At 73.2% G+C, this 11,537-nt stretch carries 9 protein-coding genes; 5 read left to right on the plus strand and 4 right to left on the minus strand.

All coding sequences use genetic code 11. The annotated features are described in order from the left end of the window. Positions 1 to 14 precede the first annotated feature (14 nt). Positions 15 to 842, plus strand: a complete 828-nt coding sequence (locus tag ACFC8N_RS37925; protein WP_356020984.1) for a methyltransferase — start codon at positions 15 to 17, stop codon at positions 840 to 842. Positions 843 to 1,119: 277 nt separating this feature from the next. Further along, entirely contained in the window at positions 1,120 to 1,503 is a 384-nt protein-coding gene (locus ACFC8N_RS37930; RefSeq protein ID WP_071372429.1) for a DUF3040 domain-containing protein, read from the plus strand. A gap of 106 nt (positions 1,504 to 1,609) precedes the next feature. Here the strand turns inward: ACFC8N_RS37930 and ACFC8N_RS37935 are convergent, their stop codons facing one another. From ACFC8N_RS37935 to ACFC8N_RS37950, 4 genes are all read right to left on the minus strand, one after another. Then, positions 1,610 to 3,994, minus strand: coding sequence for a DUF3488 and DUF4129 domain-containing transglutaminase family protein (locus tag ACFC8N_RS37935; protein ID WP_376293600.1), 2,385 nt, complete (start codon positions 3,992 to 3,994; stop codon positions 1,610 to 1,612). 136 nt (positions 3,995 to 4,130) lie between these two features. Then, positions 4,131 to 5,492, minus strand: a complete 1,362-nt coding sequence (locus ACFC8N_RS37940) for a DUF58 domain-containing protein (protein WP_356020989.1) — start codon at positions 5,490 to 5,492, stop codon at positions 4,131 to 4,133. Next, positions 5,492 to 6,532: a MoxR family ATPase gene (locus tag ACFC8N_RS37945; protein WP_356020991.1), complete on the minus strand. Its 1,041-nt coding sequence runs from the start codon at positions 6,530 to 6,532 to the stop codon at positions 5,492 to 5,494. The genes ACFC8N_RS37940 and ACFC8N_RS37945 overlap by 1 nt, the downstream gene beginning before the upstream one ends. Positions 6,533 to 6,789: 257 nt before the next feature. Continuing rightward, complete coding sequence (locus ACFC8N_RS37950) at positions 6,790 to 7,338, minus strand: carbonic anhydrase (protein WP_356020993.1); 549 nt, start codon at positions 7,336 to 7,338, stop codon at positions 6,790 to 6,792. Positions 7,339 to 7,757: 419 nt separating this feature from the next. Between ACFC8N_RS37950 and rsmH the strand changes: the two genes are divergently transcribed. From rsmH to ACFC8N_RS37965, 3 genes are all read left to right on the plus strand, one after another. After that, a complete protein-coding gene (rsmH, locus tag ACFC8N_RS37955; protein WP_362820587.1) occupies positions 7,758 to 8,714 on the plus strand; it encodes a 16S rRNA (cytosine(1402)-N(4))-methyltransferase RsmH in 957 nt (318 codons plus the stop codon). 102 nt (positions 8,715 to 8,816) lie between these two features. Beyond that, positions 8,817 to 9,401, plus strand: a complete 585-nt coding sequence (locus ACFC8N_RS37960; RefSeq protein ID WP_362820589.1) for a septum formation initiator family protein — start codon at positions 8,817 to 8,819, stop codon at positions 9,399 to 9,401. A 5-nt stretch (positions 9,402 to 9,406) separates the two neighbouring features. Beyond that, the gene (locus ACFC8N_RS37965) at positions 9,407 to 11,371 is read left to right on the plus strand and encodes a penicillin-binding protein 2 (protein ID WP_356021001.1); all 1,965 of its coding nucleotides are present in this window, start codon (positions 9,407 to 9,409) and stop codon (positions 11,369 to 11,371) included. The last annotated feature ends 166 nt before the right edge of the window (positions 11,372 to 11,537 follow it).

Genomic DNA, 11,537 nt, shown 5'->3' on the forward strand with positions numbered 1-11,537 from the left:
AGGAGTCAACTGCCGTGTCGGACCCGATGCGCCCGCCCGTCTCCCACCACCACCCGCAACGGGCGTCGCTGCGCTCCGACACCCCTCGCCCCCGCGCCTCCCTCCGTACGGCCGTGGTCTGGGAGGTCCTCCAGGACGCCCTCGACCGCCGGGTCAAGGCCACGGGACGGGACTGCCTGGACGTCCTCGACACCGGAGGCGGCAGCGGCAACTTCGCCGTGCCGCTCGCCCGCCTCGGCCACCGCGTGACCGTCGTCGACCCCAGCCCGAACGCGCTGTTCGCGCTGGAGCGCCGGGCCGCCGAGGCCGACGTCGCCGACCGGGTCCGGGGCGTCCAGGGCGACGCACACGGCCTGTTCGACGTGGTCGAGCGCGGCGGCTACGACGCCGTTCTGTGCCACGGCGTCCTGGAGTACGTCGACGACCCGGCCGAGGGCGTGCGCAACGCCGTCGCCGCCCTGCGCGCGGAGGGCGTCCTCAGCCTGCTCGCCGCCGGCCTCGGCGGCGCCGTGCTCGCCCGCGCCCTCGCCGGCCACTTCACGGAGGCCCGGCAGGCGCTCCAGGACCCCGACGGCCGCTGGGGCACCGGCGATCCGATGCCGCGCCGCTTCACCGCCGAGCAGCTCACCGCGCTCGTCGAGGGCGCGGGCCTGGCCGTCGGCGCCGTGCACGGCGTGCGGGTCTTCGCCGACCTCGTCCCCGGCGTCCTGGTGGACACCGAGCCCGGCGCCCTCGACGCCCTCCTCAAGCTGGAGGCCGCCGCAGCCGAGTTGCCCGCGTTCCACTCCGTGGCCACCCAACTGCATGTGCTCGGTGAGACACCGGGTGCCGCAGGGGCCTGAGCCCACGGCCGGGACCCGCCGCTGATCAGGGCATCGACGGCGGATGGAGTACGACACAAGACCCCCGATCGTGGGGTTTGCGCCGTATGATCGAGGTGCACCACCCGGCATGACGGGCCGGTCGCAGGGGAATGGAAGCCTCAGCGAGCCGGGACGGCCATGGCGGAATCCGGTTGGCCAATTGGCGTAGAGGGGCGGGTTTCACGGGGGCGATTCCCTGCCTATCCTGAAGGGACCCCCCGGGTCGCCCCGGCGACTGCACGATGAGGAGGACTCCGTGCCGCTCTCGGAGCACGAGCAGCGCATGCTCGAGCAGATGGAGCGAGCGCTGTACGCCGAAGATCCCAAGTTCGCGTCGGCGCTTGAGGGAAGCGGTCTGCGTACGTACACCCGGCGTCGGGTCTACCAGGCGGTCGCAGGCTTCCTCGTGGGTATCGCGCTCCTCATGGCCGGAATGGTCGCGCAGCTGATCTGGGTCAGCGTGGTGGGTTTCCTCGTCATGCTGGGCTGCGCCGTACTCGCCGTGACCGGCTGGCGCAAGGCGCCGAAGCCGGGTGAGCAGCCCGCGGGCGCCGCTCGCCGGCAGCCGCGTCCCAAGCGCTCCATGATGGACCGGATCGAAGAGCGCTGGCAGCGCCGCCGGGACGAGCAGGGCCGCTAGCGCCGCGCAGCGGATTCCGCCGGCTCCGACAGACAACGTGTGAGGGGCGACCACCCCGAGGTGGTCGCCCCTCACACGTTGTTGCGCCTCCTGGGCCGGTGGCGGCTCAGCTCTGCTGCTCCGACGGCCGGCGCAGGATCGGCCGGGCCGCCGTCACCCGGGCCCGGAGCGCCGACCAGCGGGCCGAGACCGCCCACAGCACCCGCACCGACGAGCGGGGCAGGAACAGCGCCCGCAGCCGCGCACCCGTACCGACCGCGCCGCGCAGCCCCTCGATCACCCGGCGCACATCCTCCGCGACTCCCGCCGCCGGGCGCGGCCGCGGCGCGTACAGCACCTGCTCCACGGCGTCCGCGACCCGGTGCACCGCCGCACCGGCCGCCGCGTCCAGCTCGCCGAGGCGGACGATCCGGTCGGCCGCTCTGCGCGCGGTCAGCGACTCGTCCGGCGTGATGCCGTGGTCCCAGGCGCTGTCCGTGAGCTCCTGCCAGGCCGCCAGGGTGTGCCGCGCCGCGCCCTCCCCGGTCCGGGCGTGCGCCCCGAGCCGCACCGAGCGCACCCGCGCCCGCCACAGCAGCGGCGACAGCGGAACGGCCAGCACCACCAGCGCGGCCAGCCCGATCAGCACGGCCCACCACGGGCCCGCGCCGCCGCCACCGCTCCCCGGCGCCGCCACGGCCGACGCGGTGTCGCAGCCCTGGATCTTGACCAGCGCCGCCGAGCAGTTCTCGCTCGGCGAGGCCGCCGTCGACGGCGGCGCGGACGAGTGGTGCGAGGGCAGGTCCTGGTCCGGGAGCGAGGTGCCGGGCGTGTCCGACACCGTGTACGACGGCGTGGTGCCCCGGGTCGGGGTCGGCTCGAAGCGGGTCCAGCCCACGCCCTCGAAGTACAACTCCGGCCAGGCGTGCGCGTCCCTCTGGCTCACCGTGACCGTGCCGTCGGTCTGCGGGGTGCCCGGGGCGAAGCCCACCGCGACCCGGGCCGGGATGCCGAGGGTGCGGGCCATCGCCGCCATGGCGAAGGAGAAGTGGACGCAGAAACCCTGCTTCTTCTTCAGGAAGTTGGCGATGGCGTTCGGCCCGCGGCCGACCTCCACCTGGGTGTCGTACTGGAAGCCGCCCGTGAGCGCGAAGTAGTCCTGGAGCTTGACCGCTTCCTCGTAGTGGTTGCGGGCGCCCGCGGTGATCTGCTTCGCCGTCTGCGCCACCACCTTCGGCAGCGCGGCCGGCACCTGCGTGTACTGGCGCTTCAGGGCCGACGGCGGCTCCGGCGCGGCGGCCAGCTGCTCGGCCGTCGGCTGCACGTCCAGGCTGGTCACCTGGTAGGTCTCGCCGCGGGTGTTCTGGCCGTGGTCACCGACGAGGGTCATGCCGACCGGCTCGTAGCGCCAGCGGCCGGCGATCTTCACCGCGCTCGGCGGGTACGGCATCGGCAGCCAGTCCTGGGCGTACCAGTCCGCCGCCGAGATCGTCGTCATCACCGCGCCCCGCTTGACGTCCGGGCTCAGGCCGATGGGCGTGGGGAAGGTGTCCGGCACGCCGACGATGTGCCGCTGGGCCGGTTTCCAGGTGGTGCCGTCGAACTCGTCCAGGGAGACGATCCGCAGGTACAGGTCCGAGACGTCGTTCGTGCTGGTCTTCACGGACAGCACCTGACGGTCGTCGTTCGTGTTCAGACTGTCGCGCAGCGACACCAGCGGGTTGACCGCCGAGATGGTGCCGCCGTCGCCGTTGCCCGCGCCCACCCCGGTGCCGGCGGCGCCCAGCAGGCCGCCGCTCATCGCGGGCAGGGCGAGCGGCACCAGCAGGGCCACGCCGAGCGCGACCGCGCCGATCCGGCGTCCGCTGCGCACCGGGGCCACCGCACCGCCCTCCGGGGCACCGGGGGAGCCGGGTCCGCCGCCGAACACCCGGCCCCACTGCGCCAGTCGGTCGCGGCCCTCGGCGAGCAGCAGCATCAGATAGCCGGCCGCCGCCACCAGGAACCACAGCCAGTCGGCGCCGCCGCCGGACAGCCCGGCGGCCACCGAGTACAGCGCGAGCAGCGGCAGCCCGGCCGGGGCCGCGCTGCGGAAGGTCACCGCGAGGGTGTCCACCAGCAGGCCGACGATCAGGACGCCGCCGATCAGCATCAGCTTGATGCCGTCGGTGAGCGGCGCCGGTATCGCGTACTCGCTGACGTCGGTGGAACCCTGCTGGAGCAGGTCGGCCAGATAGCGGAAGGTGCCCGGGCCCGGGATCAGCCCGATGAACGCGTGCCGGCGCGCGAAGACCAGGGTCAGCATGAGCAGGGTGACCAGCACTTGCGCGGCCACGGTCAGCGGCCGGCCGAGCGGCACCCGGCGGGCCGCCGCGCCGACTCCGGTCTGCACGGCCACCAGCGGGATCAGCTGGATCAGCCAGGTCGGCGCGGCCACCAGCGGCAGCAGCGCGCAGGAGGCCATCAGCGTGGCCGCGGCGGCGCACAGCGCCAGTCGTGCCCGCCCGCTCATCCCGACGCCTCCCCGCGCACCGGGGCCGGCCCGGACCATTCCCTCACGCCTCCGCCTCCCCGCGCACCGGCGCCCGACCGGAACGTTCGCTCATGCCCCCGCCCCCGGCTCACCGCGGCCGCACCGCGCCGCCCGCTCATGCCCCCGTCTCCCCGCCCACGGCGGCCAGCCCGGACCGCACCCGGTCCGCCTGCTGCCACAGCGCGTTCAGCGGGGCGCCGCGCGGCACGCTCAGCACGGTCCAGCCCGCCTCACGCAGTACACGCAGCCGCTCCTCGTGCCGGTCGCCCGGCCGGGGCACGTCGGTCGCCTCGCGCACCCAGGTGTCCGGGTCGAGCACGAAGGCGACGGCGCCGCCGGCACGCCGGCTCATCTTGGCGACCGTCGCGGCCTGTTCCTCGTCCAGGTCGCCCAGGAAGGCCACCAGCAGCCCCTCGTTGCCGCCGCGCAGCACGTCGTACGACCGGGACAGGCCCGTGCCGTCGGAGTGGTCGATCACCGCGAGGGTGTCCATCATCAGCCCGGCCGCGTCGGCGGTCTCCGGGCCGCTGCCCGAGAAACCGTCGCCGCCCTCGCCGGGCACCGCGCTGCCGGTGTCGGTCAGCAGCCGTACCGAGAAGCCCCGTTCGAGCATGTGCACCAGCACCGAGGCGGCGCCGGAGACGGCCCACTCGAACGCCGAGTCGGGGCCCGCGCCCTCGTAGGCACCGCCCCGGGTGTCCAGCAGGACGGTGCAGCGGGAACGCCGGGGCTGTTCCTCGCGGCGGACCATCAGTTCGCCGTAGCGCGCGGTGGAGCGCCAGTGCACCCGGCGCAGGTCGTCGCCGTAGCGGTAGCCGCGCGGGATCACGTCGTCCTCGCCCGCGAGGGCCAGCGAGCGCTGCCGTCCGTCGCCGTAGCCCTTGGCCTCGCCGCTGAAGCGGACCGGGGGGAGCGGCTGCACGCGAGGGATGACCGTGAGCGTGTCGAACGCCGAGAAGGAGCGGGTCAGTTCGCACATCCCGAAGGGGTCGGTGAGCCGCAGCTGGAGCGGGCCCAGCGGGTAGCGGCCGCGCAGGTCGGAGCGGACCCGGTAGGAGACCTCGCGGCGGCCGCCCGGCTCCACGCGGTCGAGCACGAACCGGGGGCGCGGCCCGAGGACGTAGGGCACCCGGTCCTGGAGCATCAGCAGGCCGGTGGGCAGCCGGGAGACGTTGTCCATCCGCAGGTGCACCCGGGCCTCGCCGGCGGCCGGCACGCGCGCGGGGGCGAGCCGGCGGGTGGCGGCCACCCGGTAGCGCGTGCGGTAGAGCACGGTCGCGCAGAGCAGGGGCAGCACGGCCAGCAGCAGGCCGACCCGCAGCAGGTCGCTCTGGCCGAGGACGTACGCGCAGATCGCGGCGGCGATCCCGGCGGCCAGGAAGGAGCGGCCGCGGGTCGTCAGACCCGAAAGGGCCGTACGGACGCCGCCCGTCTCGCCCTGGTCGGCCGCCGCCTGCCCGGTCCCCCCGGCGCTCATCACAGGCTCCGCGGGGGCTGCTGGGGGTACGCCGGGACGACGCGGCCGAGGCCGCCGAGGCCGCTCTGCCCGCCCTGCGCCGCGGGCACCGGGGTGTGCTGGAGGATCTCGTGCACGACCTGCTCGGCCGTACGGCGGTTGAGCTGGGCCTGGGCGGTGGGCAGCAGGCGGTGGGCGAGGACGGCGACGGCGAGTGCCTGGATGTCGTCCGGCAGCGCGAACTCCCGCCCGGCCAGGGCCGCGGTCGCCTTCGCCGCGCGCAGCAGATGCAGCGTCGCGCGCGGGGAGGCGCCGAGTCTGAGGTCGGGGTGCGTGCGCGTGGCGGCGACCAGTTCCACCGCGTAGCGCCGGACCGGCTCGGAGACGTGGACCCCGCGCACCGCCTCGACCAGCTTCACGATCTCGTGCGCGTGCGCCACCGGCTGGAGGTCCTCCAGGGGGCTCACGCCGCCGTGGACGTCGAGCATCTGCAACTCGGCCTCCACGCTCGGGTAGCCGACGGAGACGCGGGCCATGAAGCGGTCGCGCTGGGCCTCGGGCAGCGGATAGGTGCCCTCCATCTCGACCGGGTTCTGGGTGGCCACCACCATGAAGGGGCTGGGCAGTTCGTAGGTCTGCCCGTCGATGGTGACCTGGCGCTCCTCCATGGACTCCAGCAGCGCGGACTGGGTCTTGGGCGAGGCGCGGTTGATCTCGTCGCCGATCACGATCTGCGCGAAGATGGCGCCCGGCTTGAACTCGAAGTCCCGGCGCTGCTGGTCCCAGATGGAGACACCCGTGATGTCCGAGGGCAGCAGGTCGGGCGTGAACTGGATGCGCCGCACCGAGCAGTCGATGGACCGCGCGAGCGCCTTGGCGAGCATCGTCTTGCCCACTCCGGGGACGTCCTCGATCAGCAGATGGCCCTCGGCGAGCAGCACGGTCAGCGCGAGCTGTACGACCTCGGGCTTGCCCTCGATCACGCCCTCCACCGAATCCCGCACCCGCTCCACCGTGGCGGTCAGATCAGTGAGGCTCGCTCGATCGTCATAGGTCGTCACCCGGCCCTCCTCGGCCCGTCTGTCCGGGCCGACGCTCTGTGACGCGTAACCGGCCCACCCCGAAACACGGACACCACGCGGGAACAGTTCCGCGTGACGTCACCCCCCGCATTCTTGCTGCCGTTACCGATTCGTGTCACTCGCCTGTGGACAACTGCCCGCACGATGTCGGTGTTACGGCCTTTTCGACCCTGATTTCGATACAGGGACGGCGCGGAAGGCGCCGGGTTTCCGGGGCGGCCGGCCGGTCGGTGCGCTCAGGCCGGGTCGACCTCGCGCAGCAGGCCCGTGCGCACGTCGAACACGAAGCCGCGCACGTTGTCGGTGTGCAGCAGGAACGGCGAGGTGCGCACGCGCTGCATGGACTGGCGCACGTCCTGGTCGACGTCGCGGAAGGCCTCCACCGCCCAGGCGGGGCGCTGGCCGACCTCCATCTCCAGGTCGTGCCGGAAGTCCTCGGTGAGGGACTCCATGCCGCAGCCCGTGTGGTGGATCAGCACGATGCTGCGGGTGCCGAGCGCGCGCTGGCTGATGGTCAGGGAGCGGATCACGTCGTCGGTGACGACCCCGCCGGCGTTGCGGATCGTATGGCAGTCGCCGAGCTCCAGGCCGAGCGCGGCGTGCAGGTCGAGCCGGGCGTCCATACAGGCCACGACCGCGACCTGGAGCACGGGACGCGCGTCCATGCCCGGGTCGGTGAACTCGGCGGCGTACCCCTGGTTGGCCTCGACCAGGCGGTCCGTCACGGTGCCGTCGCTGGCTATGGCGCCTTCGGGTCCACTGGGAACTGCTGCGGAAGTCGTCATACCGACGACGCTACTGGTCACACTCGGTCCCGTCCTCCTGTGAGAGCGGACAAAGAACGCCATGGTGGCTTGTTGTGAGCTAACCCACACGGACGGCAAAACCTCGCCGAACGGGTGAATCATTTCGTATTGCAGCTTCCGCCACGATGCGGTACGCGACGCGCAGGCCGGTTGATTGACCGCGAGACAGGGTGGACTAAAGTGACGCGAAGCGGGAGGCGCGGCTCTCCCTGCTGGTGAAACCCCTGGAGACCCCGGAGAACACCCGGACCGTCTCCCCACGTGCGCGGCGCGTACGTACGGCTCGGCCTCCTCCCGCTCCCGGCCGGCCGACGCTTCCGGCGCCGGCAGGCCTCCCCTACACGAGCTGGCGGGGACCCGGCGGTGCGTGCGGCCTCGCCGGAAGATGAGAGGCCCCCTTGAGCCAGAGTCGACACGTCCCGGTGATGCTCCAGCGGTGCCTGGACCTGCTGGCCCCCGCCCTGGAGCGGCCGGGAGCGGTGGTCGTCGACTGCACCCTCGGCCTCGGCGGGCACAGCGAGGCGCTGCTGACCCGGTTCCCCGAGGCCCGGCTGATCGGCCTCGACCGGGACAAGGAGGCGCTGCGGCTGTCCGGCGAGCGCCTCGCGCCCTTCGGCGAGCGCGCCACCCTGGTGCACGCCGTCTACGACGAGCTGCCCGACGTGCTGCGCCGGCTCGGCATCGCGCGCGTGCAGGGCATCCTGTTCGACCTCGGGGTCTCCTCGATGCAGCTGGACGAGGCCGACCGCGGCTTCGCCTACGCCCAGGACGCGCCCCTGGACATGCGCATGGACCAGACGACCGGCGTCAGCGCCGCCGAGGTCCTCAACACCTACCCGGCGGGCGAACTCGTGCGCATCCTGCGCGCGTACGGCGAGGAGAAGCAGGCCAAGCGGATCGTGTCCGCGATCGTGCGCGAGCGCGAGAAGGAGCCGTTCAGCAACAGCGCCCGGCTCGTGGAGCTGATCCGGGACGCCCTGCCGCAGGCGGCCAAGCGCACCGGCGGCAACCCGGCCAAGCGCACCTTCCAGGCGCTGCGCATCGAGGTCAACGGCGAACTGTCCGTCCTGGAGCGGGCGATCCCGGCCGCGGTGAAGGCCCTCGACGTCGGCGGACGCATCGCCGTGCTGTCGTACCAGTCGCTGGAGGACCGGCTGGTGAAGCAGGTGTTCGCGGCCGGTGCCGCGTCCACCGCGCCGCCCGGGCTGCCGGTCGTGCCCGAGCGGTACCAGCCACGGCTCAAGCTGCTCACCCGCGGTGCCGAACTTCCCACCGAGGAAGAGGTCGCCGAGAACCGCCGGGCCGCCCCGGCCAGGCTGCGCGGCGCCGAGCGCATCAGGGAGGACGCCGAGTGAGCGAGACGGGCCGGTCGGACTTCCGGACTCACCAGGGGAGTCGGTTGGATTCCCGTACCCACCAGGGAAGCCGGTCGGATTCCCGCACCCACCGGGGGAGCAGTGAGTAGGAAACCCGAACTGAGGGGGCGGGCCGCGCGGCTCGCCCGGCTCATCCCGGCCGGCCGCGCACGCGCGGCCCGCACCCCGTTCGTCCTCCTCGTCGTCCTGCTCCTCGGCGGCGGCCTCATCGGGCTGCTGGTGCTGAACTCCGCCCTCAGCGAAGGCTCGTTCAAACTCGCCGACCTCCAGAAGCGGACGAAGAGCCTCACCGACGAGGAGCAGGCTCTCCAGCGGGACATCGACGACTACTCCTCGCCCGACGCCCTCCAGCGCCGCGCCCGCGAACTCGGCATGGTCCCCGGCGGCGACCCGGCCTTCCTCGGCCCCGACGGCAGGGTCAGGGGCGTCCCCGGCGCCGCCCCCGGGTCCGCCGCCCGAACCGACCCGGTGGCGCCCGAGGCCATGACCCCGGCCGTCGCCCGCTCGGCGTCCCCCTCCGCGTCGCTCCCGGCTCCGGCCCCCTCCGCCGCGACCCCGCAGGCAGGCCCCCAGGGCGCCCCCGGGCCCGCCCCCGCGGACCCGGAGGCGGCCGTACCGCCGCCCCCCACCCCCCAGCCCGCCTCCACCCCGACCCCCGGCAGGTGACGGAAGTGTCCGACAGGCAACCGCCGCGCCGTCGTGTGCCCGGACCGGCCAGGCCGGTACGGCCCGGGAGTGCCGTGCGGCGGCCGGCCGGGCCCGGTGCCCGGCCGGCCCGCCGCCCCGGCGGCGCGCGGCCACTCGTCCAGCAGAAGCTCCGGCTCGGCAGCCCGCGGCCCCGGCTGCGCCTGGTCAGCCTCACCCTGACCCTGGTGCTGACCGCCTTCGTCGTACGGCTGTTCCAGGTCCAGGCCGTCGACGCGAGCGAGTACGCCGCCCGCGCCGACCAGAACCGTTACGTCGTGCACACCCTGACCGCCGAGCGCGGCGGGATCACCGACCGCAGCGGTGTCGCCCTGGCCGTCAGCGAGGACGCCTACGACATCACGGCCGACCCGACGATGTTCAGCGCCAGACAGCTGAAGATCGACGACGGTCCTGAGCAGGCCGCCGCGCTGCTCGCGCCGATCCTCGGGCAGGACCAGGCCACGCTCGTGCAGAAGCTGCGGCCCGCGAACAAGAACTCCCGCTACACCCGGCTCGCCACCCGCCAGACGCCGCAGGTCTGGAAGCAGATCAAGGACCTGCGCAGCGCGCTCACCGCGAAGGCGCAGACGGACAAGCACACCGTCAACGTGCTCGCCGGCGTCTTCGCCGACCCCAGCAGCCAGCGCGTGTACCCCAACGGCGACCTCGCCGCCGGGATACTGGGCTGGGTCAACGCCGACGGCCGGGGCGCCGGCGGCATCGAGCAGGAGCTGAACAAGGAGCTGTCGGGCAAGGACGGCGAGATCCGGTACGCCCAGTCCGGCGGGCGCGAGGTGCCCACGGCTGGATCGACGCAGACCCCGGCCGTGTCCGGCGCCGACGTCGAGCTGACCATCGACCGCGACATCCAGTGGGCCGCGCAGAACGCCATCACCCAGCAGGTGAAGAAGTCCCGGGCGGACCGCGGGTACGTGGTCGTCCAGGACACCCGGACCGGGCAGATCCTGGCGATGGCCAACTCGCCCGGCTTCGACCCCAACGACCTGTCCAAGGCGGACGCCGCCGCCATGGGCAACGCGGCCCTCCAGGACGCCTACGAACCCGGCTCCACCGCCAAGGTGATGTCCATGGCGGCCGTGCTGGAGGAGAACGCGGCCACCCCGCTCACCCACGTGGTCGTACCCAACCGGCTGCACCGCGGCGACCGGCTCTTCTCCGACGACGTCGACCACGACACCTGGTACCTCACGCTGAACGGCGTCCTCGCCAAGTCCAGCAACATCGGCACCATCCTCGCCACCGGCCAGCTCGGCAGGACACAGGCCGACGCCGACAAGGTCCTCTACTCGTACCTGCGCAAGTTCGGCATCGGCAGCTACAGCGGACTCGGCTTCCCCGGCGAGACCCCGGGCATCCTCGCGCCGTACCAGAAGTGGTCCACTTCGCAGCAGTACACGATCCCTTTCGGCCAGGGTTTCTCCATCAACGCGGTGCAGGCCGCCTCGGTGTACTCGACCATCGCCAACGGCGGGGTCCGCGTCGAGCCGACCCTGGTGCGCGGCTCCAAGGGGGCCGACGGGCGCTTCACTCCCGCGGCCAAGCCCAAGGAGACCCGGGTCGTCAGCGAGAAGACGGCCCGGACGGTCGCCCAGATGCTGGAGTCCGTCGTGGACGACGAGCAGGGCACCGGCATCAAGGCCCGCATCCCGGGCTACAACGTCGCGGGCAAGACCGGTACGGCCAACCGTGTGGATCCGGCCACCGGCAAGTACCACGGCTACACGTCCTCGTTCGCCGGCTTCGCACCCGCGGACAACCCCCGCATCACGGTCTACTGCGCCATCCAGAACGCCACCTCCGGCAGCTACTACGGCGGTCAGATCTGTGGCCCCATCTACAAGCAGGTGATGGAGTTCGCCCTCAAGACCCTCCAGGTCCCGCCGACCGGAGCGCCGGCCGCCAACCTGCCCGTCGCCTACAAGCCCTGATCAGCACACCGGACCACCAGGAACGAAACCCGTGACAACGATCACCCCGGAACCCGGGAACCACGGCGCCCCCCGCCCCTCGCTTCGCTCCGGAGCGGGTGCGCCCGGTACGCTCACCGCCGTGCCACACGCTGATCAGTCCCAAACCACCCAGAAGGGCGCTTCC

This window comes from Streptomyces sp. NPDC055966 (assembly GCF_042269865.1).
GTDB lineage: Bacteria > Actinomycetota > Actinomycetes > Streptomycetales > Streptomycetaceae > Streptomyces.

Bases quoted from the DNA above. Each gene is read 5' to 3' on its own strand.
- ACFC8N_RS37950 (WP_356020993.1), bottom strand. From the start codon at position 7,338: ATGACGACTTCCGCAGCAGTTCCCAGTGGACCCGAAGGCGCCATAGCC.
- ACFC8N_RS37940 (WP_356020989.1), bottom strand. From the start codon at position 5,492: ATGAGCGCCGGGGGGACCGGGCAGGCGGCGGCCGACCAGGGCGAGACG.
- ACFC8N_RS37935 (WP_376293600.1), bottom strand. From the start codon at position 3,994: ATGAGCGGGCGGGCACGACTGGCGCTGTGCGCCGCCGCGGCCACGCTG.